This is a genomic window from Streptococcus sanguinis (genome assembly GCF_900635155.1).
GTDB lineage: Bacteria > Bacillota > Bacilli > Lactobacillales > Streptococcaceae > Streptococcus > Streptococcus sanguinis_G.
Genome location: NZ_LR134002.1, coordinates 1,265,171 through 1,288,684, shown reverse-complemented (window position 1 = coordinate 1,288,684; position 23,514 = coordinate 1,265,171). Strand labels below are relative to the sequence as shown.

20 protein-coding genes and 1 other annotated feature are annotated in these 23,514 nt (G+C 42.8%); of the genes, 17 read left to right on the top strand and 3 right to left on the bottom strand.

Translation table 11 applies throughout. The features are described from left to right. Positions 1-25 precede the first annotated feature (25 nt). From ELZ47_RS06615 to ELZ47_RS06600, 4 genes are read left to right on the top strand one after another with little or no spacing between them, the layout of a single operon-like run. Positions 26-1,183 (top strand): ABC transporter ATP-binding protein, encoded by a 1,158-nt coding sequence (locus ELZ47_RS06615; RefSeq protein ID WP_002906676.1) that lies wholly within the window; start codon positions 26-28, stop codon positions 1,181-1,183. Further along, a complete protein-coding gene (locus ELZ47_RS06610) occupies positions 1,164-1,970 on the top strand; it encodes an ABC transporter permease (RefSeq protein ID WP_002895634.1) in 807 nt (268 codons plus the stop codon). Before ELZ47_RS06615 ends, ELZ47_RS06610 begins: the two co-directional genes overlap by 20 nt. Next, positions 1,967-2,740: an ABC transporter permease gene (locus ELZ47_RS06605; RefSeq protein WP_125330963.1), complete on the top strand. Its 774-nt coding sequence runs from the start codon at positions 1,967-1,969 to the stop codon at positions 2,738-2,740. Before ELZ47_RS06610 ends, ELZ47_RS06605 begins: the two co-directional genes overlap by 4 nt. Then, the gene (locus ELZ47_RS06600) at positions 2,737-3,807 is read left to right on the top strand and encodes an ABC transporter substrate-binding protein (RefSeq protein ID WP_125330962.1); all 1,071 of its coding nucleotides are present in this window, start codon (positions 2,737-2,739) and stop codon (positions 3,805-3,807) included. The genes ELZ47_RS06605 and ELZ47_RS06600 overlap by 4 nt, the downstream gene beginning before the upstream one ends. A gap of 71 nt (positions 3,808-3,878) precedes the next feature. Here the strand turns inward: ELZ47_RS06600 and ELZ47_RS06595 are convergent, their stop codons facing one another. Then, on the bottom strand, positions 3,879-4,295 hold the full coding sequence (locus ELZ47_RS06595) for a DUF6556 family protein (RefSeq protein ID WP_125330961.1): 417 nt from the start codon (positions 4,293-4,295) through the stop codon (positions 3,879-3,881). A 185-nt stretch (positions 4,296-4,480) separates the two neighbouring features. Next, entirely contained in the window at positions 4,481-7,102 is a 2,622-nt protein-coding gene (gene ppdK / locus ELZ47_RS06590; protein WP_126435624.1) for a pyruvate, phosphate dikinase, read from the bottom strand. 246 nt (positions 7,103-7,348) lie between these two features. Between ppdK and ELZ47_RS06585 the strand changes: the two genes are divergently transcribed. From ELZ47_RS06585 to ELZ47_RS06535, 11 genes are all read left to right on the top strand, one after another. Continuing rightward, a complete protein-coding gene (locus ELZ47_RS06585; RefSeq protein WP_125330959.1) occupies positions 7,349-7,978 on the top strand; it encodes a CBS domain-containing protein in 630 nt (209 codons plus the stop codon). A 5-nt stretch (positions 7,979-7,983) separates the two neighbouring features. Next, positions 7,984-8,802: a pyruvate, water dikinase regulatory protein gene (locus ELZ47_RS06580; RefSeq protein WP_125330958.1), complete on the top strand. Its 819-nt coding sequence runs from the start codon at positions 7,984-7,986 to the stop codon at positions 8,800-8,802. A gap of 41 nt (positions 8,803-8,843) precedes the next feature. After that, positions 8,844-10,754, top strand: a complete 1,911-nt coding sequence (locus ELZ47_RS06575) for a fructose-1,6-bisphosphatase (protein ID WP_125330957.1) — start codon at positions 8,844-8,846, stop codon at positions 10,752-10,754. A gap of 99 nt (positions 10,755-10,853) precedes the next feature. Beyond that, entirely contained in the window at positions 10,854-11,996 is a 1,143-nt protein-coding gene (locus ELZ47_RS06570; RefSeq protein WP_125330956.1) for a cysteine desulfurase family protein, read from the top strand. 3 nt (positions 11,997-11,999) lie between these two features. Then, positions 12,000-13,214: a tRNA uracil 4-sulfurtransferase ThiI gene (gene thiI, locus ELZ47_RS06565; RefSeq protein WP_125330955.1), complete on the top strand. Its 1,215-nt coding sequence runs from the start codon at positions 12,000-12,002 to the stop codon at positions 13,212-13,214. Between the two features lie 21 nt (positions 13,215-13,235). Then, positions 13,236-13,757: a methyltransferase family protein gene (locus ELZ47_RS06560; protein WP_125330954.1), complete on the top strand. Its 522-nt coding sequence runs from the start codon at positions 13,236-13,238 to the stop codon at positions 13,755-13,757. A gap of 206 nt (positions 13,758-13,963) precedes the next feature. Further along, positions 13,964-14,452: a hypothetical protein gene (locus ELZ47_RS06555; RefSeq protein ID WP_223323996.1), complete on the top strand. Its 489-nt coding sequence runs from the start codon at positions 13,964-13,966 to the stop codon at positions 14,450-14,452. Between the two features lie 102 nt (positions 14,453-14,554). Continuing rightward, positions 14,555-14,734, top strand: a sequence feature (ribosomal protein L21 leader region). 33 nt (positions 14,735-14,767) lie between these two features. Next, entirely contained in the window at positions 14,768-15,082 is a 315-nt protein-coding gene (rplU, locus tag ELZ47_RS06550) for a 50S ribosomal protein L21 (protein ID WP_002904398.1), read from the top strand. 15 nt (positions 15,083-15,097) lie between these two features. Further along, positions 15,098-15,442: a ribosomal-processing cysteine protease Prp gene (locus ELZ47_RS06545; RefSeq protein ID WP_002930300.1), complete on the top strand. Its 345-nt coding sequence runs from the start codon at positions 15,098-15,100 to the stop codon at positions 15,440-15,442. A gap of 16 nt (positions 15,443-15,458) precedes the next feature. Beyond that, the gene (gene rpmA / locus ELZ47_RS06540; RefSeq protein WP_002895619.1) at positions 15,459-15,752 is read left to right on the top strand and encodes a 50S ribosomal protein L27; all 294 of its coding nucleotides are present in this window, start codon (positions 15,459-15,461) and stop codon (positions 15,750-15,752) included. Positions 15,753-16,002: 250 nt separating this feature from the next. Then, positions 16,003-17,358: a vWA domain-containing protein gene (locus ELZ47_RS06535; protein WP_125330953.1), complete on the top strand. Its 1,356-nt coding sequence runs from the start codon at positions 16,003-16,005 to the stop codon at positions 17,356-17,358. 94 nt (positions 17,359-17,452) lie between these two features. On the opposite strand, the gene ELZ47_RS06530 is transcribed toward ELZ47_RS06535, so the two are convergent. Beyond that, positions 17,453-18,193 (bottom strand): hypothetical protein, encoded by a 741-nt coding sequence (locus ELZ47_RS06530; RefSeq protein WP_125330952.1) that lies wholly within the window; start codon positions 18,191-18,193, stop codon positions 17,453-17,455. Positions 18,194-18,429: 236 nt separating this feature from the next. On the opposite strand from ELZ47_RS06530, the gene ELZ47_RS06525 reads away from it, so the two are divergent. Together ELZ47_RS06525 and ELZ47_RS06520 are read left to right on the top strand one after the other, a co-directional pair. Then, positions 18,430-21,228 (top strand): glycoside hydrolase family 3 N-terminal domain-containing protein, encoded by a 2,799-nt coding sequence (locus ELZ47_RS06525; protein WP_164549570.1) that lies wholly within the window; start codon positions 18,430-18,432, stop codon positions 21,226-21,228. A 284-nt stretch (positions 21,229-21,512) separates the two neighbouring features. Next, positions 21,513-23,474 carry a peptide ABC transporter substrate-binding protein gene (locus tag ELZ47_RS06520; protein WP_126435622.1) on the top strand — a complete coding sequence of 654 codons (1,962 nt, stop codon included), beginning with the start codon at positions 21,513-21,515 and terminating at the stop codon, positions 23,472-23,474. Positions 23,475-23,514 lie beyond the last annotated feature (40 nt).

The window sequence follows — 23,514 nt, the reverse complement described above, 5'->3', positions numbered from 1 at the left end:
ACGAGAAAGAAGGAATTTATGACAATTGAAAAAACCAATCATCGAGTTTAAAAACGTTTCAAAAGTTTTTGAAGATAATAATACTGTCGTTCTGAAAGATATTAATTTCGAGCTGGAAGAAGGAAAGTTCTATACTTTGCTGGGGTCTTCTGGTTCTGGAAAATCAACGATTCTGAACATTATTGCCGGTCTTTTGGACGCGACAGACGGGGATATTTTTCTTGATGGTGTTCGCATCAATGATATTCCCACTAATAAACGAGACGTCCACACGGTTTTTCAGTCCTATGCACTGTTTCCGCATATGAATGTTTTTGAAAATGTTGCCTTTCCGCTGCGTTTGCGCAAGGTTGATAAAAAAGAAATTCAAGAGCGGGTTGCTGAAGTACTGAAAATGGTTCAGCTGGAAGGCTTTGAACGCCGTTCTATTCGCAAACTGTCGGGCGGTCAGCGTCAGCGTGTAGCCATTGCTCGGGCAATCATCAATCAGCCGCGGGTCGTTTTGCTGGATGAGCCTCTGTCTGCTCTGGATTTGAAGCTGCGCACGGACATGCAGTATGAGCTGCGGGAATTGCAGCAGCGTCTGGGTATTACCTTTGTCTTTGTCACGCACGACCAAGAGGAAGCCCTAGCTATGAGCGACTGGATTTTCGTTATGAATGATGGCGAGATTGTTCAGTCGGGAACACCTGTTGATATTTATGACGAGCCTATTAATCACTTTGTTGCAACCTTCATTGGCGAGTCCAATATTCTGCCTGGTAAGATGATTGAGGACTATCTGGTTGAGTTTAATGGCAAGCGCTTTGAAGCAGTGGATGGCGGGATGCGCCCAAATGAAGCTGTCGAGGTGGTGATTCGGCCGGAGGATTTGCGGATTACTCTGCCAGAAGAAGGCAAGCTGCAGGTTAAAGTTGACACCCAGCTTTTCCGTGGCGTTCACTATGAGATTATTGCTTATGATGAATTGGGCAATGAATGGATGATTCACTCGACTCGCAAGGCCATTGTTGGTGAAGAAATTGGTCTGCATTTCGAGCCGGAGGATATCCATATCATGCGTCTCAATGAAACAGAAGAAGAATTCGATGCCCGTATCGAAGAATATGTTGAAGTAGAAGAGCAAGAAGCGGGTCTGATCAATGCCATTGAGGAGGAACGCGATGAAGAAAACAACCTCTAATCTTTTTCTCTTGCCCTACCTACTCTGGATTTTCCTCTTTGTCCTGGCACCTGTTGTCATGATTATCTGGAAATCCTTCTTTAACATTGAAGGGCAGTTTACTCTGGAAAATTACCAGACCTACTTCACGTCGCAGAACTGGACCTATCTCAAGATGAGTCTGAACTCGGTCCTTTATGCAGGAATTATTACTGTTGTAACCCTGCTGATTTCCTATCCGACCGCATTCTTTTTGACTCAGCTCAAGCACAAGCAGCTCTGGCTGATGCTGATTGTCCTGCCGACCTGGATCAATCTCCTACTCAAAGCTTATGCTTTTATCGGAATTTTTGGTCAGAATGGCTCAATTAACCAATTTCTTACTTTTATCGGAGTAGGACCGCAGCAGATTCTCTTTACGGACTTTTCATTTATCTTTGTAGCCAGCTACATCGAGCTGCCCTTTATGATTCTGCCCATTTTCAATGTTCTGGATGATTTGGATCCTAATCTTATCAATGCCAGTTACGACTTGGGAGCTAATCGCTGGGAAACTTTCCGTCGGGTTGTTTTCCCTTTGTCCTTGAATGGTGTCAGAAGTGGAGTGCAGTCAGTCTTTATCCCTAGTCTCAGCCTCTTCATGCTGACCCGCTTAATCGGGGGTAATCGGGTAATTACTCTAGGAACTGCCATAGAGCAGCACTTCCTGACTACTCAAAACTGGGGTATGGGCTCCACTATCGGAGTGGTACTGATTGTTGCCATGCTCTTTACCATGTGGGCAACCAAGGAAAGGAGAGGGCGATGAAAAAAATTGCAAATCTCTATCTAGCCTTTGTCTTTTTGGTGCTCTACATCCCTATCTTTTACCTGATTGCTTATGCCTTTAATGCAGGGGAAGACATGAATCGTTTTACAGGATTCAGTCTTAGTCATTTTCAGAATCTCTTTGAGGACTCACGCCTGATTTTGATTTTGGTTCAGACTTTCTTTCTAGCTTTCTTGTCTTCATTGATTGCGACGCTGATTGGAACTTTTGGAGCCATCTATATCTATCAAGTCCGCAAGAAATATCAGGATGCCTTTCTGTCTATCAACAATATCCTCATGGTGGCACCGGATGTCATGATTGGGGCAAGTTTTCTGATTCTATTTACCACTGCAAAATTCCAGCTGGGCTTCCTGTCTGTGCTGGCTAGCCATGTTGCCTTTTCTATTCCGATTGTGGTGCTGATGATTCTTCCGCGTCTGAAAGAAATGAATGATGATATGATTAAGGCTGCTTATGACCTAGGCGCTAGCCAATTGCAAATGCTGAAAGAAATCATGCTGCCTTATCTGACTCCAGCCATCATCGCTGGCTATTTCATGGCTTTTACCTATTCGCTAGATGACTTTGCTGTGACCTTCTTCGTTACAGGCAATGGCTTCTCTACTCTGTCTGTTGAGATTTACTCCCGTGCTCGTCAGGGAATTTCTCTGGAAATCAATGCCCTGTCAGCCTTGGTCTTTCTCTTCAGCATTGCTTTGGTAATTGGGTATTACTTTATCACCCGTGAGAAGGAGGAGACTGTATGAGAAAGCTCTATTCATTTTTAGCGGGGATTCTGCTGATTATCATAGTTTTGTGGGGTGTCAGTTACCAGATTGAAAGTCGGACGCAGAGCAAGGAGAGCGATAAGCTGGTCATTTACAACTGGGGTGACTATATCGATCCTGAGCTGCTGACTGAGTTTACTAAGGAAACTGGTGTCCAAATCCAGTACGATACCTTTGACTCCAATGAAGCCATGTATACGAAAGTGAAGCAGGGCGGCACAACCTACGACATTGCTATTCCCAGTGAATATATGATTGCCAAGATGATGAAAGAAGGCTTGGTAGAGAAGCTGGATCATAGCCAGATTAAGGGGTTAGAAAATATCGGATCTGACTTTTTAGACCAGCCTTTTGATCCGGGAAATCAGTATTCGATTCCTTATTTTTGGGGAACGCTGGGCATTGTCTACAATGAAAAAATGGTTGATAAAGCTCCTGAGCATTGGAATGATCTCTGGCGTCCTGAATACAAAAACTCCATCATGATGATTGATGGAGCCCGTGAAGTCATGGGAATTGGTCTGAACTCAGACGGTCATAGTCTCAACTCCAAAGATGCAGATCAGTTACAGGAGGCTGTCGACAAGCTCTACACTCTGACGCCAAATATCAAGGCCATTGTGGCTGATGAGATGAAGGGATACATGATTCAGAACAATGCAGCTATCGGAGTAACCTTTTCGGGTGAGGCTCGTCAGATGCTGGAGGCCAATGAAGACCTACGCTATGTCGTGCCAACAGAAGCCAGCAATCTTTGGTTTGACAATATTGTCATTCCCAAAACCGTCAAAAATAAAAAAGCAGCCTATCAGTTTATTAACTTTATGCTGAGACCGGAAAATGCTTATAAGAACGCCCTTTATGTTGGTTATTCGACACCAAATCTTCCTGCCAAGGCCATGTTGCCTAAGGAAATTCAGGAAGATGAGGCTTTTTATCCGACTGAGGAAACGATGAAACATCTGGAAGTTTATGAGCAGTTGGGCCCTAAATGGCTGGGAACCTACAACGATCTCTATCTTCAAGTCAAGATGTATCGGAAGTGATAGTCTAATAAGCTTACTTGATGAATACAAGAAAAACGCCTGGCTCAATGAGCTGGGCGTTTTCTGCTTGTTTAGTTTGAAGCTTCTGTCTGTGTATTGGTTGCAGTGTCTGCCGCAGAGCTAGAAGCAGTAGTGTCGCCTGCTGCTGTATCTGCTGCAGAGCTAGATGCACTAGTCTCAACCGCTGCTGTATCGCTGCTGGAAGCAGCAGTATCAGTTGCAGCCGTTGAAGCAGGGCTGCTTGTTTCTTTTTCGATTTCCTTGATAATGGTAGTCGTTGCAGTAGAGCTGCTGGTATCCGATTTTGATTTTTCATCCTTATGACTGGTCAGATTCATGATCGTGATGCTGGCAATGATGATGGATAAGATACTGGCAATCGTTGCAATAGTCTTTTGGAAGGCTGAAAGGCCGGTTTTAATATGCTGTTTAGTAGGTTTTTTAGATGATTTTGTCTTGTTTTTATTACTGCGAGAATAGTTTTCCATGCTCGAAAGAATCTCCTTTTAAAATTTCAATTGATGTCTCATCTCTCATTATACGTTTTTTATCTGAAAATGTCTTAAAAAAATCAAATTTTTATCTATGAAAACGCACACAGAAGATTGCTGTTAAGAAAAGAAGCTACTCAAATTTGGATTGAGCAGCTTCTTGAGCTAGAATAGCAAAGTAATTACGCCTTTTCATCTTGGAGTGCCGCTTGAGCGACAGCCAGTCTTGCTGCTGGAACCCGATAAGGAGAGCAGGAGACGTAGGTGACACCAATTTCTTGGAAGAAGGGGATGGAAGCCGGATCGCCACCGACCTCACCGCAGATGCCGATAGGAAGGTCGGGCTTGACTTGACGGCCCTTGCTGATGGCTATCCGCATCAATTCACCAACGCCGTCCTGGTCAACACTTTGGAAAGGATCAAAAGGAAGGATTTCTTTCTCCTTATAATGGCTGATGAATTTTCCAATATCATCCCGTGAGAAGCCATAGGTCATCTGGGTCAGGTCGTTAGTACCAAAGCTGAAGAAGTCCGCTTCCTGAGCCAGCTGGTCTGCAACCAGACAGGCACGTGGGAGTTCGATCATGGTTCCAATTTCATAAGGGAAAGGCTCCTGACCTTGATGCCTAAAGAGCTTGTTGATATGTTGGATGAGAAAGACTTTGACAGAGTCCAGCTCAGCTTTGTCTGCAATCAGCGGAACCATGATTTCTGGCTTGACGGTCAATCCTTCCTGACTCAGCTTGATAGCACTCTTGAAGACGGCTTCGACCTGCATTTTGTAAATCTCTGGTTGCGTAATCCCCAGGCGACAGCCGCGGTGACCCAGCATAGGATTGCTTTCCTGCAGCTGTTCAATGCGGCGAGTCAGTTTTTCTGGCGATTTGTGTAGTTTGTCAGCCAAAGCCTTGATTTCCTGTGAATCTTTAGGTAGAAATTCATGCATTGGTGGATCCAAAAGTCGTATAATCATCGGTTTGTCCTGAACTGCTTGGAACATTTGATAAAAGTCATTTTCTTGGAACTCCAGCAGTTTTTTGAGGGCGGATCTAGTTTCCAATTCATTGTCAGCCAGGATCAGGCGCCGCATTTCCAGAATCCTCTCTTGACCAAAGAACATGTGTTCGGTACGAGCTAGACCAATGCCCTTTGCCCCAAACTTAATAGCTGTTTTCAGATCTTGAACGGTCTCTGCGTTGGCACGGACTTTGAGCTGTGCGACTTTATCTGCCCATGAAAGCAGTCGTTGGAGTTCTTTGTCATTTTCGACTAGGACAGTCGGAATCTCTCCGCTATAAATGCGCCCCGTGCTGCCATCAACTGAAATGACATCACCCTCAGTCAAAACAAGACTTCCACAGGAAACAGTTTTGCTTTCCTCGCTGATGGTCAGCTCTCCACAGCCAGCCACACAGCAGGTTCCCATTCCCCGAGCTACGACAGCTGCGTGAGAGGTCATACCGCCCTGACTGGTTACGATGGCTTGGCTGACAACCATGCCCTCAATGTCTTCAGGGGAAGTTTCCTGACGGACTAAAATGACCTTTTTACCCAAGGAGTGGTAGTCTTTGGCGCGCTCAGCTGTAAAGACAATCTCGCCAGTTGCAGCACCAGGGCTTGCTGGCAGTCCTTGAGCCAAGAAAGGAGCATCTTGCAGAGCTTTTTCTTCAAATACAGGATGGATGAGCTGGCTAATCGTAGCAGGAGATACGCGCTGGAGGGCTTCTTTTTTGCTGATAATGCCCTCGTCTACCAGATCTAAGGCGATTTTCAAAGAAGCCTTGGCTGTTCGTTTGCCGTTTCTAGTTTGGAGAATATAGAGTTTACCCTTTTCGATGGTAAATTCGATATCTTGCATGTCTTTATAGTGGTTTTCGAGAATCTTAGCATAGTCTTGGAAAGCTGCATAGGCCTGAGGGAGAGCTGTCTCAAGTGCAGCGATTGGCTCAGGGGTTCGAATGCCGGCTACGACATCCTCTCCTTGTGCATTGAGCAAAAATTCGCCAAATAGCTGATGCTCACCACTGGCAGGGTTTCTCGTGAAGACAACTCCTGTACCACTGGCTTGGTCGCTATTTCCGAAAACCATGGCTTGGACATTAACCGCCGTTCCTAAGTCATGAGGAATATCATTCAAGTTGCGGTAAACCTTAGCTCTAGGGTTATTCCAAGACTTGAAGACCGCCTTGATAGCAGCATAGAGCTGTTCTTTAGAACTTTGGGGGAAGGTCTGATGATGCTCACGATAAAGCTGCTTATACTGCTCAATCAACGCCTGATGTTCTTCCGGTGTGAAATCCTTGGCCTGTTTCCCAGCATTCTTTTCAAAATAGCCCAAGAGATCATCGAACTCATCCTTGGAAATGCCATAAACTACATCAGCAAACATTTGCAGCAGACGGCGGTAGCAGTTGTAGGCAAAGTCAGCATTAGTCTGCTCAGCCAGAGTCTGGGTTCTTAAGTCATTGAGTCCTAGATTGAGAATAGTGTCCATCATGCCCGGCATGGAAAACTTAGCTCCGCTTCGAACAGACACTAAGAGCAAGGCAGAGTCGTTGCCACTGAAATATTTACCGGTTTTCTCTTCTAATTCGGTAATCGCTTTCAAAACATCTTCTTTTAAAGAAGATTCAAAGAAAAAAGGACTTTCTAAATATTCGATACAGCTTTCTGTGGTAATAGTAAAACCTGGAGGGACAGGCAGTCCCAAATTGGTCATTTCAGCTAGGTTGGCTCCTTTTCCGCCAAGCAGGGCTTTGTCATCTGCACATCCTTCCTCGAAGGAGTAAATCCATTTCGCCATATTTACCTCCAAAATTATGAAATATGTGTCATATTGTAGGACAAATACATTGTAATATACATCACATATATTTGTCAACCGAAAAAAGCATCCTATTTTATTGACAATTTTTCTTTTTTTGTTATAATGTGTTACAAAATGATGATTATTTGAATGTTTGAAAATGAAATATGAGCAATAATTCCTAAATTTTAGGCGAAATCAAGCTAATCATCTATTTATAACGAAAAAAGGAGTCAGTCTTATTTGAAATTAAGTGAACGGCAAAAGAAAATTGTAGAAATTGTAAAAGAACACCAGCCACTCAGCGGTGAGAAAATCTCTGAATTACTAGATATTTCTCGGGCGACCTTGCGCTCGGACCTGTCTTTTCTGACCTTGGTTGGGATTTTAAAAGCTACGCCTAAAGTTGGTTACGCGTACTCAGGTTCGGATTTAGAGACGCTTTTCTTTTTTGATACCTTTCGAAAGGAAGTGGCAGAGATTATGACTTCGCCTGTTTTGGTATCTCATGATTCCTTTATTCAAGATGCCATTATTACCTTATTTATGTATGATGCGGATGTTCTCTATGTCATTGATGAGCATAAGTTGCTCTTGGGTATTTTGTCGCGTAAGGACTTACTGCGGGCTTCGCTCAATACTAACATTGACAGCACACCTGTAGCGGTCTGCATGACCCGAATGCCCCATATTAAAACTTGCTACAAGGATATGAACATTTTGGAAGCGGCAGCAGTTTTGCAGGATTTTGCCATTGATTCACTGCCGGTAATCGATGAGGATAATGAGCGTAAAATTTTAGGAACTGTGACCAAGTCAGCACTGCTGGATTATATTATTCAAGAGGCCAGAAGCGCTGAGGTTAATAGATAAGAGGAATGAACATGAAGAAAGAAATTATTGTTTACAGCATTTCAGATTCTTTGGGGGGAACTTCGCAGAAGCTATTGTCTGCAGTGACAGCCCAATACCCAGATATTATTTTTAATAACAGCTATCGTTTTCCATTTATCAACAAGGAAGAAGAATTGCTGGATATTCTGCGCGATGCCATCAAGGACGATGCCCTTGTTATTAGCACTCTGGTTGATGGCAAGCTAGCAGCAGTAGCTAGGGAGTTTAGTCAGGCCAATGGTCTTGCTTATCTGGATTTGATGCATCCATTTTTTGAGATTATCAAGGAAAAGACAGGCACCAGTCCTATAGAGGTGCCGGGTACCTTGCACCGGCTGGACACTGAGTATTTTAATAAAATCTCTGCTATTGAGTTTGCGGTCAAATATGACGATGGCAAGGCACCACAAGGATTTTTAGATTCGGATTTGGTGCTCTTGGGTGTCTCCCGTACATCCAAAACGCCACTAAGTATTTATCTGGCAAATAAAGGATACAAGGTTTCTAACCTGCCTTTGATTCCAGAAGTCCCTCTGCCTCAGGTCTTGGAAAAAGTTGATTCAGAGCGTATTATCGGTCTCTTATGTGAGCCAGAAAAACTGTCTAAGATACGCAGTAATCGCTTGAATTCTCTGGGATTGACCCAGTCGACCAGCTACACAGATCTGGAAAAGATATACGAAGAACTAGACTACTCAAAAGAAGTCTTTAAAAAGTATCGGGCTCATGTCATCAATATCACCGATAAATCAATCGAGGAAACGGCTTTCTTGATTGAAGATCATTTGAAGAAATTGAGATAAGAGAGAAGATTGAGAGAGCGGTTATAGAGTGAGGGCTGAAGATGGAGCAATATAAGCGTATTTTACTGAAAGAATTTGATAGTCGGCAGAAGGTCATTACAGAGCTGACCAACCTGGAGGCAATTTTAAACTTGCCCAAAGGTACGGAGCTGTATATCAGTGACATTCACGGGGAGTTTGCTGCTTTTGACTATATTTTGAGAAGCTGTGCAGGTATCCTCAATGAGAAAATTAAGGACTGTTTTGGGGACAGCTTGTCAGAAGCTCATAAGGATCGGCTGTCAGCGCTGGTTTCCTATCCTGAGCTTGTGCTGGGGGAAGAAACTAAAGGTCAAGACTGGTATCAGGAAACTATTCCACAGCTCTTGAACTTGCTGGCTTTTGCAGGTGCGAAATACAGTCGCTCCAAGGTCAGGAAAGCCTTGCCGCCCCAGTATGCCTATATTATCGAGGAGCTCCTCTATAGTGACAGGGCTTTGGCTGATAAAAAATCCTATTTTGAGAATATCTTGACTTATGTGATTGAATTGCGGGAAGCGGTGCCTTTTATCTTAGGCTTAGCCCGAAGTATTCGGCAGTTGTTGATTGACCATCTGCATGTGGTTGGAGATATTTTTGACCGAGGAGCTGGCAGTGCTCAGGTCATGGATGAACTGCAGCATTTTCACTCTCTTGATATTCAGTGGGGTAATCACGACATTATCTGGATGGGAGCCTTTTTTGGTTCCAAGGCTTGCTTGCTCAATGTGCTGCGCATTGCAGCTCGCTATGGCTATCTCTGGGATATCGAGAAAGATTATGGTTTAAACCTGCGCTCCTTGACTCTTTTTGCGGACAAGACTTACCAGTCTAATCCCAAGTTTAGGCCTATTCTTGGTGCTAGAGAGCAGGAGTTTTCAGATGAGGAAATTCTGCAACTGGAAAAGGTTCACCAAGCCTTAGCGATTATCCAGTTCAAGCTGGAAAATCAACTAATCAAACGGCGGCCTGAATTCCAGATGCAGGACCATGTGATGCTGGACAAGATTGATTATTGGGAAGAAAGTGTTACGATTGACGATACCAAGCATCCCCTGGTTAACACCTGCTTCCAAACTATCAATCCGGAAAATCCGTCAGCTTTGACACCAGAAGAAAATCAAGCTGTAGACAGTATGATGGCCTCATTCCAAAATTCTCTTAAGATGGCTGAGCATATGAGTCTTCTGATGAACAAGGGCTCTATGTATAAGATTTACAACCATCACTTGCTTTTTCACGGCTGCATTCCTCTGGAGCCGTCAGGAGAATTCCAGCCTTTCATTCTCAATCAAGCCCATTATTCAGGCAAGGAATTGCTGGATTTCTTTGAGTATCATATTCGACAGTCGGCCAAGAACAAGGAAGTGGGTGATGATTTGTCGACTGACTTGATTTGGTATTGCTGGAAAGGTAAGCTATCACCCCTGTTTGGCAAAGAAAAGATGACTACCTTGGAGCGTTATTTCATTGAAGATAAGGGCACCCACAAGGAAGTGGAAAATTCTTATTTTTCTTATCGTAATTCTGAGAAAGTCTGTCAGCTGATTTTGGAAGAATTTGGTCTCTTTTCTCAAGAGTCTAGGATGGTCAACGGTCATACTCCAGTTAAGACGGGCAAGGGAGAATCTCCTATTCGAGGTGGTGGTTTGCTCTTCGTTATTGATGGAGGTTTGTGTGAGGCCTATCAGAAGAAAACTGGAACGGCCGGCTATTCACTGCTCAATAATTCCTATGGCTTCCAGCTGGTGACCCATCAACCTTTCCAAAATGCTCAAAAAGTTGTGGAATCTCCTTTTGCTCAGACCTCTCTGAAAAAGGTGATTGAAAATGTAGAGGAACGAACCCTCATCAAATCTACTACCATAGGTCAGAGCTTGTTAGCTCAACAACAGGAACTCTTTGGCTTGCTGCATGAGTTTTATGACCGATGATTTTTAGTCCTAAGTTCTAGCAGAATTTAGGACTTTTCTTTCTTGTTCCAGCTTCTCTTTCGTGTTACAATAGGAGTATTGAAATTTAGAGGAAAGAACATGATTTATTTAGATAATTCAGCGACAACCAAGCCTTATCCTGAGGCTTTGGCCGCTTACACAGAGGTCGCTTCTAAAATCTGGGGCAATCCATCCAGTCTGCACAGTTTAGGCAGTCAGGCAACCCGTCTCTTAGAAGCTTCACGCAGGCAAATAGCAGAGCTTTTAGGCAAGTCTTCTTCGGAGATTTTTTTTACGTCCGGAGGAACAGAAGGGGACAACTGGGTGCTTAAAGGAGTTGCTTTTGAAAAGATTCCTTTTGGAAAACACATCATCGTATCCAACATTGAGCATCCCGCGGTCAAAGAATCAGCCCTCTGGTTGCAGAACCAAGGGTTTGAAATAGATTTTGCCCCAGTGGATAAGGCAGGTTTTGTCAATGTAGACAAGTTAGCAGAGTTGATTCGACCAGACACTACTCTGGTCTCCATCATGGCTGTCAATAATGAAATTGGCAGTATCCAGCCCATTCAGAAGATATCCGAACTGCTAGCAAACAAACCGACTATTTCCTTTCATGTGGACGCTGTACAGGCTGTTACGAAGATTCCAACAGCTGCTTATCTGACGGATCGCGTGGATTTTGCGACATTTTCCAGTCATAAATTTCACGGTCTTCGGGGTGTAGGATTTGTCTATATCAAGTCTGGCAAGAAAATCAGTCCCCTCTTGACCGGTGGCGGCCAGGAGGCGGACAAGCGCTCAACGACAGAAAATTTAGCTGGTATTGCAGCGACGGCCAAGGCTCTGAGGCTGTCTATGGAAAAGCAAGAAGTATCTGCCCAGCGGACGGCTCAGATGAAGAAGATTCTCCTTGAAGAGTTGCAGAAGTATCCAGATGTGGTAATTTTCTCAGACATAGAAGATTTCGCGCCACATATACTAACCTTTGGTATCAAGGGGGTTCGTGGGGAAGTTATAGTCCATGCTTTTGAAGACTACGAGATTTATATCTCGACTACCAGTGCCTGCTCTTCTAAGGTTGGAAAGCCGGCAGGAACCTTAATCGCCATGGGAGTAGAAAAATCGCTCGCTCAGACAGCTGTCCGTATCAGTTTGGATCTTGACAACGATATGAGTCAGATGGAGCAGTTTTTGACAAACTTTAAAATTATTTACGAAAAAACAAGAAAAGTAAGGTAAAAAATGCATTATTCAGAAATTATGGTACGCTACGGTGAACTCTCAACCAAGGGCAAGAACCGCATGCGCTTTATCAACAAACTCAAACGCAATATCCAATCAGTCTTATCAATCTATCCGCAGGTCCATGTCAAGGCCGACCGTGACCGCACTCATATCTATCTGCAAGGGACCGATTATCAGCCGGTCGCTGAATCACTCAAGCAGATTTTTGGGATTCAGAATTTCTCACCATCTTATAGGGTTAAAAAGTCTGTACCAGCCTTGATTGAAGCTGTTCAAACCATCATGAAGCAAGTCTATCAGGAAGGGATGACATTTAAGATTACCAGCAAGCGCAGTGACCATAGCTTTGAGTTAGATAGCCGCGAGCTTAACCAAACTCTGGGAGACGCTGTTTTTATGGCCATTCCAAATGTTCAGGTCAAAATGAAAGCGCCAGATATTGAACTGCGCGTTGAGATTCGCGAAGAAGCAGCCTATATCTCCTATGAGACCATTCGAGGTGCCGGAGGTTTGCCAGTTGGTACTTCAGGTAAGGGTATGCTCATGCTCTCAGGTGGGATTGACTCACCGGTGGCTGGCTATCTTGCTCTCAAGCGCGGTGTAGATATCGAGGCGGTTCACTTTGCCAGTCCGCCTTACACCAGTCCAGGTGCGTTGAAAAAAGCTCAAGATTTGACGCGAAAATTGACCAAGTTCGGTGGCAACATCCAGTTTATCGAAGTGCCTTTTACAGAGATTCAGGAGGAAATCAAGGCCAAGGCTCCAGAAGCCTACCTGATGACACTGACTCGTCGCTTTATGATGCGGATTACGGACCGGATTCGAGAGGAGCGAGGCGCTCAAGTCATTATCAACGGAGAAAGTCTTGGTCAGGTGGCCAGTCAAACCATTGAGAGTATGCAGGCTATCAATGCCGTGACCAATACACCGGTTATCCGTCCTGTTGTGACGATGGACAAGCTGGAAATAATTGAGATTGCAGAGAAAATTGATACTTTCCAAATCTCTATACAGCCATTTGAAGACTGCTGTACCATTTTTGCGCCAGACCGGCCTAAAACCAATCCGAAAATCAAGAATGCTGAGAAGTACGAAACTCGCCTAGATGTTGAAGGTTTGGTAGAACGTGCTGTAGCAGGAATTATGATTACAGAAATCAGACCAGAAGCTGAGATCGACGAAGTGGATGAGTTGATTGAAGGGCTCTTGTAAAAGTGAGAGAAGGTGACGTTTATGCTTGCTGTTTTTCTCTTAATTCCTTTTCTGCTGATTCGTTTTCCTTTATTAGGTCATTTCGGCAAAAACGCTTTGTCACGCGCAGCTTATTTTGCACCAGTACAAGGAAAGGAAAAGATAGCTTATATGATTTATCAATTGAGCAATCTAGCCTTGTTCATAACTCCTGTTTTGCTTGAAATCAAGTTTGATTTTTCTGTTTTCTTCTATGCTGGAGTGGCTATCTACCTGCTTGGTTTGGCTTTGTGTGCTATCAGTATGAGGGATTTCACTAGACCAGATGCAAACGGCATGAATACAGAGGGCCTTTATCGCTATTCCCGTAATCCCATGTATATAGCTTACTTTCTTTGTTTTTTGGGAATAGCTTTTTTGACCAAATCAATGATTTTCTTTCTGATTTTAGTGACTTTTCAGGCTGCGGCCCACTGGATTATCCTCTCTGAGGAGCGCTGGTGTCTTGAAAGATTTGGGAAAGCTTATCAAGACTATCAAGATAGGGTACGGCGTTATATTTAGAATTTTTTTGAACTAATAATTATTTAGTAAAGCAGTTAGCAGATAACAATAGAAAATAATATTTATCTGATTTGTAACAAAATTAATACTAGATGGAGTTTGAGATGGGATATTGGGATTATTTTTCGAGAGGCTTGCTTCAATCATTTTCTTAGAAAGACGGCTATGACAATGCTTTGTTAAGAGAGGTGCCAGGGGAATCATATTTGTTAGGTGTCTTCTCACATTCTTTGTTAGCCGTATTGATTACTTTCCTTGTTTTTTATGGTTTAAATATTGCTAAATTAAAAGCAGGTTCTTGGAAAGCTCTTATTAGCAAAGAATATCAAAAGAACCCAGTTAAATCTGTATTAGTTCTTGGTTTTGGTTTACCAATTACGATTCTTGTTCTTGTTTTTTATGAAGTTCATAGACCTATAGAAGCTCTATATGTTTATGAATATTTCAAAGAACAAAACGTGCACCCTGATATTGTTCGCTTAATCGATATAGATATACATACTACGACTGGTAAGTATGGAAGAAAGATATTCAGTAATCTTATCTTCATAGTTGAAACAAAAGAAGGGACTCGTAAAGTGAACATTTCCGATGCCACACAGTATGAGGCAGAATTTTTAAAAGAAAATCTTGAAACGCCAACAAATATTCCCGTTCATTTAAATAGCAAGGGTGAAGTAGTCCTAGTTCATTAGTGAACAAAATCTAAAGATAATCCTTGAAAATCCGTTTTCATGAGATGAAAAAGCTTGCTAAAGAGCTGCAGAAGTGCTATACTTATAGAGTTGACTATGCACATTCCTGTGCAACCGCACGAACATCGTTGCTCGTCGTATAACAAATTTAAACTTCGTCATTATCGCCTTGCCTAACACAAGTTATGCCTTCGGCTCAATTCCTAGTTTATTCTTTGTTATACTTAGAGCTTTTCTCTTAAGTGGTTCGTCCCACGATGCTAGGCGAGTCTTCACAAAATCCGGGGAAACCCTAAAAATCATAGGAGGTGCATAATGAGCACATACGCAATCATTAAAACTGGCGGAAAACAAGTTAAAGTTGAAGTTGGTCAAGCAATCTACGTTGAAAAGTTAAACGCTGAAGCTGGTCAAGATGTTACTTTTGACGAAGTTGTTCTTGTTGGTGGTGAAAACACTGTTGTCGGAACTCCGCTTGTTGCTGGAGCTTCTGTTGTCGGAACTGTTGAAAAACAAGGCAAGCAAAAGAAGGTTGTTACTTACAAGTACAAACCTAAAAAAGGTAGCCATCGTAAACAAGGTCACCGTCAACCATATACAAAAGTTGTCATCAACGCTATCAACGCTTAATTTTAAGGAGATTAAATGATACACGCAGTCTTTGAAAGAGCCGAAGATGGCGAACTGAGGCGTGCAGAAATCACAGGTCACGCCGCGAGTGGCGAATACGGCTATGATGTCGTGTGTGCGTCCGTTTCGACGCTCGCCATTAATTTTGTCAATTCAGTTGAGAAATTCGCAGGCTACGAACCGACCTTAGAATTAAACGAAGATGAAGGTGGATTCTTACGGGTTGAAATCCCGACAGATATTGCACCGAGCCAGAGAGAGATGACTCAGCTTTTCTTTGAATCATTTTTCCTAGGAATGGCAAACTTATCGGAGGACTCATCTGAGTTCGTCCAAACCAGAGTTATCACAGAAAACTAACACGGAGGAAAACATTATGTTAAAAATGAATCTTGCTAACTTGCAACTATTCGCCCACAAAAAAGGTGGAGGTTCCACATCTAACGGACGTGATTCACAAGCAAAACGTCTGGGAGCTAAAGCAGCTGACGGTCAAACCGTAACAGGTGGTTCTATCCTTTACCGTCAACGCGGCACTCACATCCATGCAGGTGTCAACGTTGGACGCGGCGGAGATGATACTTTGTTCGCAAAAGTTGAAGGCGTAGTACGCTTTGAGCGCAAAGGACGCGATAAGAAACAAGTTTCTGTTTACCCAATCGCTAAATAATTAATAAGAAATCCCCATGCTCGGATATTGAGCATGGGGATTTCTTATTAGAGACGGCACGATAAAGCATTTATTTAATAATTCATGATGTTGCTCATCAATTTTAGCATATAAACTCTGATAATATTCTAAAATTTTAATTTTTAGACTAATAAAAATTTGAAATCGCTTGCAGCTCCTATTTTTTTATGTTATTCTATATAAAATAGATGCAATCACGTTTCTAAATCTAAAAAGATAAGGAGAAATTATGGAAAAAGAATCATTTAAACTTCCAGGCTTTTCATTATATAAATTAAAAGTTGGATTAGCATCAGCAACTCTTCTATTTGCCTTTTCACAAGCTTCGCATGTTTTTGCAGACCAGGTTGGTACACCACCTTCATCAAGCGGTATAGCAAAAACTGAAGCAGTAAGCTCTCCGATTGAAGCTGCTGGTGCTGAAATTGCTGCTGATACGACGAAACCTGTTGTTGAAGAATCTACAGCGAAACCAGGAGATTTGATCGATGTCTCAAAAAATGTATCACCTGTTGATGTCAAAGAAAGTCAAGAAGGCAATCAAACAGTCCGTGTAGAAATGTCGACTGTTGATGTTACAAAGACAGAAGTGGCTCCGGCAAAGGTTGATAAGGCGCCAGAGCCAATAACTAGACGTACTGAAAATACTTTATCTGGCACAGATGAAAATGGAAATCCCTATACGCAGTATGAGCGAGTAGATAAGACTACAACTATTACCTACACCTCAACGCCACCAACTGTGACAAAAGCTGGTTCAGCTGATATTGTATTTGTTGTCGACCGTTCAGGATCCATGGGTGGCACAATTGATATTGTTCGTGCAAATATTAATGAATTTGTACGAAATATTACTAAAGAGGGGATTACAGCACGTTTTGGCTTGGCAACATTTAGTGATGAAGTTTACGGCCGTAATTCTGGCAGCAAAGATGAAGATACGGTTCTAACACGGTTTGGGTCATCTTATTTTACAACTGATCCGGCTGAGCTCGAAAAAGCGTTAGCTGCGATTCGTATAGCGAGTGGAGGAGATACTCCAGAAACACCAACTCCTGCCCTGAACCAGATTATTTCGACCTATGATTGGTCTAAGTCATCTAAAAATAAGAAATTCGTCGTTTTATTAACAGATGCTGAAATGAAAGAAGACCCTTCAATTCCAACGGTTGCTGATACACTTGCGGCTTTGAAGGCTGCTGGTATAGAAAGAACCGTAGCAACGGTAAAAGCGATTGAGGGAATTTACAAAAATTTTGCAACAGAAGGCAGAGTGCTTGATATCGAAAATAACCTAGCTGATGCTCTAACAAAAGGAACCACTTCATGGATTGTTGAAAGTGTCAATGAAGCTCGTTACTATAAAATCATAAAAGATAGTTATCAATTCTATCTTGAACGTCGTACTACAATGCCTACATCTACCGTCTATCATGTTCAAGCACCAACACTTTTGGCCAAATCTGAACAGTCTCTTCCTAAAACAGGAAGTAGCGAAAAGGCAGTCTATAGTGTTGTGGGGCTTGGTTTGCTTCTGACTGGATTGGGGCTAGGTATTAGTGTAAGAAAATCAGAAGAACAATAACCATCTGCTAAAAAATGAATTTCCCATTAAAGGGGTTTTGAATAAAACAAACACCAGAAACGAAGACACACGTTCTCATTTCTGGTGTTTTTCATTATGGTGTAACTTCTTCGTCTTTTATATTGACAACGCCATACCAATTTGCATAATAGGTCTTTCCTTTGTAGTTGACAATAGTTTCCCTATAAAGTTCACCATACTCACCAAAGTAATAGTAATACTTGCCAATCTTAAAAAGACCGTTTTCATAAGCTGTTCCATCTTCACCAAAGTAATAAGTATATTCAGAGTAACTAACAAATCTGTTTTTAACCATTTCTCCGTTAGAATCAAAGAAGTATAGTTTGCCATCAATAGTGTAAGTATTGATGACCCTTCGTCCTTTTTCGTCGAAATAATACGTCTTCCCAGTTGGGCTGGTATAGAAAGATTTTTTTAGATTCGTCGGAATTTGTTCAGCTGGGTCATCTTGAACTTTGTATGTATTACCATAGCGGTCCGCCCTGTAGTATTTACCCTCGTGAAGAACGATTCTATTTTCAATTCTTTCACCAGACTCATCATAAAAAGCGCCAGGGAACTCACGCTTAGGTGCTTCCGGAACTTTGATAGGTTCAGAATCATCAAAGATAGTAGGGTCGTCCTCAATGTCGGGTACACTAGGATCGTAAATACCAACTTCACGCCTAGAAGCCCAGTCTGGGATTGACTTGTTCTCCGCTTGGACTGTTCCGGTGGAAATCAAAGCAGCTGCCAAAGTCGCAGCAGAAGCGAGTGAAAGACCCAGCAAGTAGTGTCGGTTGAACATTGCTTTAGTGTTCTTTTCTTGTCTCATAGCAAATCCTTTCTATGCAACTGTTAGTATAAGATTAAAGAATCTCATTTTTAACAGTTAGGTTATGTTGTTTCTATAAAATTATACCTCTGTAACATTTCTATAATATTGTAATATTATTTCATTTTTATAGAGATTATATTACTAATTGGTGATAAAAACAAACAAGAATCAGATAATATGTAAACGTTTACAAACATAATTTTTTGTGCTATTATTATAGGGATGAAAGGAGAATGCCTATGATGAAAAGGTATAAATTGCTATTGGTACTTGCCTTGTCATTGCTAGTTTTTTGGCCATTGGGAGCCATAAAAGCAGATACGGCTAATCAGTCGCCTGAATCTGCTAACCAGTCTGAGCAAGCAAGTGCTGCAGTTGTAACGGACTCTTCTGATAGTAGTGCAGGGGTTAGGGGCACGCCAAGTCATGATGGTCAGATTGCTGCAAAAGCTCTGCCGGTCTCTGATGCTCCGTCAGTCGCAACTACTGAAGCAGATGATTCAAGTCAAGCTGCAAACGCGGGTAAATTGGTAGAAGCTTCTGCCAAGCCAGCGACTGCCCAGGCTACAGAAGTTTCTTCAGGTGCCAATCAGGCGCAAGGTCAGGCGGCGAGTGATGCACCTTCGGCTTCTAAGAGAGTACAGGAGCTTGTGGCGGATATGACAGTTCGTCAGAAGATTACACAGATGTTGATGCCGGACTTCAGAAAATGGCAGCAAGAGGGCCAAGCCGCCCAGTCCGATATGACGGAGCTTAATAAAGAAGTGGCAGAAGCGGTTGATAAATACGACTTTGGTGGTGTCATTCTCTTTGCTGAGAATGTGAAGGGAACTGCTCAAACCTTAGCCTTGACTCAGGCTCTGCAGCAAGCAGCTATTAGCAACCAAGCTAATAATGGCAAGCTGCCGCTCTTGCTCGCTATAGACCAAGAAGGTGGTATCGTCTATCGTTTGGGCAGCGGGACAGCTCTTCCTGGCAACATGGCAGTCGGAGCGACGCGAGATCCAGAATTGGCTAATCAAGCAGGTCAAATTATCGGACGGGAACTATCGGCTCTAGGTTTGAATGTCAACTTTGCTCCGGTTTTTGATACAAATAATAATCCGCAGAATCCAGTTATTGGTTTGCGTTCCTTCTCTTCAGATCCTAAGGTTGTTGCTCGTTTGGGAACGGCTATGATGGAGGGGATTCAGAAATACAATGTCGCAGTAGCGGCTAAGCATTTTCCTGGGCATGGTGATACGGCGGTGGATTCTCACACTGGTCTGCCTCTGGTAGATAAGTCATATGCTGAGCTTGAAGCTCTGGAGTTGCTGCCTTTCAAGGCTGCCATTGACAAAAACGCTGATATGCTGATGACAGCTCATATTCAATATCCTCAGATCGAAAAAGACACGGTTATATCTAAGCAAACTGGGGAAACCATTTATATCCCTGCCACCTTGTCAGATGACATTATTACCGGCATTGTTCGTAAAAAGTTCGGCTACAAGGGAGTGGTAGTATCTGATGCTATGGGCATGGATGCGATTGCCAAAAACTTCGGAGAATCTGAAGCGGCTATCATGGCTATTAAGTCAGGTGTGGATGTAGTTCTGATGCCAACTGTCTTACGCAGCAAGAGTGATTTGGCCAAGATTGATAAGATTATCAGTGATATTGAGCAGGCGGTTCAGAGAGGCGATATTCCAGTCAGCAGATTGGATGAGTCAGTGACGCGAATCTTGAATCTAAAAGAAAAACGGGGTGTTTTAGACTTTGACCCATCTGAGCGAACCCAAGCCAAGGCTGAAGCAACTGTTGGCTCAGAGTTAAACAGAGATACCGAGAGAAAAATCGCTGCTAGTGCAGTAACGGTAGTTAAAAACGATGATACTGTTCTGCCCTTTAAGGTCAAATCTGGCGACAGAATTTTGCTGTTAGCAGCCTATGACGATGAAGTGCCTGGACTAGAGTTGGGTGTCAAGCGTTTGATAGCTGACGGAGTGATTCCGGCAGGTGTCACATACGAAGCGCTGAACTACAGCAAGACAACCAAGTTGGAAGATTTGAAAGGAAAGATTGACCAGGCTACTCACCTTGTCCTAATCTCTGAAATTGGTCGTCAATCTCAACTGGCTAGCGATTTCTGGCTGACAAGGGTTCCGACGGAAGTTGTAGACTATGCAAATGCAAGTGGAAAGCAAGCAGCTGTCATGAGCATTTCCAAACCTTATGATGTAGCGAATTATCCTAATGCCAAGGCTATTGTAGCAGTTTATGGAAACAAGGGCATGGATCCGACCGAGTCCCTGAAGCCGGACAATGCTTTTGGTCCTAATATCCCAGCTGGAGTGGAAGTGATTTTCAATGGTCAAAAACATGTTGGAACGCTACCAGTAAATGTGCCGCGTATCAAGGATAGCATCATGTCTGAGAAAGAGGTAGCCTATCCTATCGGGCATGGTCTCTTTTATACCGATCCAGTTAAGGATATCAAAGTCAATGTCCCTGCATCTGCTCAGCTAGATCAGCCTTTTACAGCTACGGTTACCCTGAGTGGATTAAATGGTCTAGAGAAAAATGACTACCGTCTTGCTCTTAAGATGGATAATCAGCATTTCAGCATTCTCCCTAGTCCAGACTATACCATCTCTGGTGATACTGTTTTGATTTCTAAAAAAGCTAATGATACCAATCCAGTTCAGATTGGCTTGAAAGGCATAGTAGAAGGACAGTTCAGTCCGGTTGTGTCTCTAACCTTGATTGACAGTCAAGACCGAGAATTCAGTATGGGAGAAGGTTATTACAAGGAGCTTGTTCAGGTTGCTGCAGCTAGGGAGAACGGGATTCCAGGTCAACAAAATCCTCCGCAGTTGAGTTTGCGTTCTGTTGAACCTGTAAGTTCTCGTCGGCAACTAAGTCAGCAGGCTACACAGTTTGGCCAGCTTCCTAAAACAGGAGACAACAGCAGCTTGTTCTTAGTCTTGCTGGGTGCCTTATTCTTGTTTGGAGTTGTCTATCTGTATGGCTTATCGTACCGAAGACTATAAGAAATAAAAGAACGAGCTAGCATTGTTAAACCTCTAACAGTTCTAGTCATTCTTGATAAAATAACAAAAAGGAAGAATCCAAAGCAACTTTGCAGTAAAAGTGGATTCTTCCTTTTTATGCGGCAATTCGCAGGAATGTGGTAACGGAAAGCTTTGTGAGCTTGCTAAAAGCACCCATCCTTAGATATTTTACTCAACAGTCATCGGTTTACTATTTACTTTTTATACGTTTTTTGGTATAATAGTTCATGTTATAAAATGTAACATCAAAGGAGGTTCTATCCATGAAAGCATCTAAATGGCTGATTGCGACTGGAGTTGCACTGAGTGCCGGGCTATTGCTGACGGCTTGTAGCCAGTCTTCATCTAGCACAAATAATTATACTTACGTTTATAGTTCAGACCCTGATAGCTTGAACTATCTTGCTACAAACCGTGCAACGACAGGTGATGTCATTTCCAACCTGGTCGATGGACTTTTTGAAAATGACAAGTACGGGAACCTGATTCCCTCAATCGCCAAGTCATGGACAGTTTCTAAGGACGGCCTGACCTATACTTATAAGCTGCGTGATGATGCTAAATGGTACACATCCGATGGTGAAGAATATGCAGAAGTAAAGGCCCAGGACTTTGTGACTGGCTTGAAGTATGCAGCAGATGAAAATTCTGAAGCTATTTATCTCGTTCAGGATTCTGTGAAGGGCTTGGATGCTTATATCAAGGGTGAAGATAAGAATTTCGACAATGTTGGTGTTAAGGCTATTGATGACCACACTCTGCAATACACTCTGGCTCGCCCTGAGCCTTACTGGAACTCTAAAACGACCAGTACGATTCTTTTCCCAGTCAATGAAGAGTTTCTGAAAGCAGAAGGAAGCAACTTTGGCTCAGTCAAGCCATCTAGCATCCTCTATAATGGTCCTTACTTGCTCAAGTCTCTGACTTCCAAGTCTGTGATGGAATTTGTCAAAAACCCAAATTACTATGACAAAGACAATGTCACTCTGGATAGTATCAAGCTGACCTACTACGATGGAAATGATCAGGAAGCACTGATCCGTAACTTCAGCGATGGCGTTTACAGCACAGCTCGTCTCTATCCGAATAGCTCTGGCTTTGCCTCAGTCAAGAAGAAATATGCGGACAATATTGTTTACAGCCCGCAGGATTCTACTTCTTATTACTATAATTTCAACTACAATCGTCAGTCTTACAATCATACTTCTAAAACAACAGACGCTCAAAAATCTGCTACAAACGAAGCAATCATGAACAAAGACTTCCGTCAGGCTATCAACTTTGCCTTTGATCGTACGTCTTATGGAGCGCAAGGGAATGGTGAAGACGGAGCGACTAAGGTCTTGAGAAATACCTTGGTACCGCCTAGCTTTGTCCAAATTGGCGACAAGGATTTTGGAACTGTTGTTGGGGAAAAATTAGTTAATTATGGTAGCCAATGGCAAGGAATTGACCTCTCTGACGCGCAAGATCCATACTATAATCCTGAAAAAGCTAAGGCGAAATTTGCAGAAGCGAAGCAAGCCTTGCAGGCTAAGGGAGTTGAATTCCCGATTCACTTAGATATGCCAGTGGATCAGTCTAGCACCATTGGCGTTCAATGGGCTAGCTCAACCAAGCAGTCTATCGAATCGGCTCTTGGAGCGGAAAATGTCGTCATTGACCTGCAAAAGATGAGCACAGACGATCTTAATAATATCACTTATTTTGCTAACTCTGCTGCTCAGAAAGACTATGATATGTCTACTGGTGGTTGGACTGGTGACTACCAAGACCCATCTACCTATCTTGATACTCTTAATATTAAGAACGGCGGAAGCTTGCAAAACTTTGGTTTTGAACCAGGTCAAGACAATGATAAGATTAAAGAGCTGGGCTTGGATACCTATACTAAGATGCTGGAAGAAGCTAATGCTGAAACGAGCAATGTGCAACTGCGTTACGAAAAATACGCAGAAGCAGAAGCTTGGTTGCTGGATAGCGGCTTGATTATCCCGACTATTTCTCAGGGAGCAACACCGTCAGTTACTAAATCAGTCCCATTCAAAAAGGCTTATTCACCAGTTGGTGTCAAAGGTTCAGGCTACAACTTCAAGCTGACCCAGCTTCAGAAGGATGTTGTAACGACCAAAGAATACGAAGCGGCTAAGAAAAAATGGAAAGAAGAAGCTACTGCGGCAAATAAAAAAGCCCAGGAAGAACTTGCTGACCACGTTGAAAAATAAAAACGAACTTAGCGAGATTGGGGCTGGATTTTTCCAGCCC

What these genes read in the sequence shown, in the direction of transcription:
- rplU (WP_002904398.1), top strand. Translation starts at nt 14,768, where the DNA reads ATGAGCACATACGCAATCATTAAAACTGGCGGAAAACAAGTTAAAGTT.
- ELZ47_RS06525 (WP_164549570.1), top strand. Translation starts at nt 18,430, where the DNA reads ATGCCTATGATGAAAAGGTATAAATTGCTATTGGTACTTGCCTTGTCA.
- ELZ47_RS06530 (WP_125330952.1), bottom strand. Translation starts at nt 18,193, where the DNA reads ATGAGACAAGAAAAGAACACTAAAGCAATGTTCAACCGACACTACTTG.
- ELZ47_RS06595 (WP_125330961.1), bottom strand. Translation starts at nt 4,295, where the DNA reads ATGGAAAACTATTCTCGCAGTAATAAAAACAAGACAAAATCATCTAAA.
- ppdK (WP_126435624.1), bottom strand. Translation starts at nt 7,102, where the DNA reads ATGGCGAAATGGATTTACTCCTTCGAGGAAGGATGTGCAGATGACAAA.
- ELZ47_RS06545 (WP_002930300.1), top strand. Translation starts at nt 15,098, where the DNA reads ATGATACACGCAGTCTTTGAAAGAGCCGAAGATGGCGAACTGAGGCGT.
- ELZ47_RS06520 (WP_126435622.1), top strand. Translation starts at nt 21,513, where the DNA reads ATGAAAGCATCTAAATGGCTGATTGCGACTGGAGTTGCACTGAGTGCC.
- ELZ47_RS06570 (WP_125330956.1), top strand. Translation starts at nt 10,854, where the DNA reads ATGATTTATTTAGATAATTCAGCGACAACCAAGCCTTATCCTGAGGCT.
- ELZ47_RS06610 (WP_002895634.1), top strand. Translation starts at nt 1,164, where the DNA reads ATGAAGAAAACAACCTCTAATCTTTTTCTCTTGCCCTACCTACTCTGG.
- rpmA (WP_002895619.1), top strand. Translation starts at nt 15,459, where the DNA reads ATGTTAAAAATGAATCTTGCTAACTTGCAACTATTCGCCCACAAAAAA.
- ELZ47_RS06575 (WP_125330957.1), top strand. Translation starts at nt 8,844, where the DNA reads ATGGAGCAATATAAGCGTATTTTACTGAAAGAATTTGATAGTCGGCAG.
- ELZ47_RS06535 (WP_125330953.1), top strand. Translation starts at nt 16,003, where the DNA reads ATGGAAAAAGAATCATTTAAACTTCCAGGCTTTTCATTATATAAATTA.
- ELZ47_RS06580 (WP_125330958.1), top strand. Translation starts at nt 7,984, where the DNA reads ATGAACATGAAGAAAGAAATTATTGTTTACAGCATTTCAGATTCTTTG.
- ELZ47_RS06600 (WP_125330962.1), top strand. Translation starts at nt 2,737, where the DNA reads ATGAGAAAGCTCTATTCATTTTTAGCGGGGATTCTGCTGATTATCATA.
- thiI (WP_125330955.1), top strand. Translation starts at nt 12,000, where the DNA reads ATGCATTATTCAGAAATTATGGTACGCTACGGTGAACTCTCAACCAAG.
- ELZ47_RS06560 (WP_125330954.1), top strand. Translation starts at nt 13,236, where the DNA reads ATGCTTGCTGTTTTTCTCTTAATTCCTTTTCTGCTGATTCGTTTTCCT.
- ELZ47_RS06605 (WP_125330963.1), top strand. Translation starts at nt 1,967, where the DNA reads ATGAAAAAAATTGCAAATCTCTATCTAGCCTTTGTCTTTTTGGTGCTC.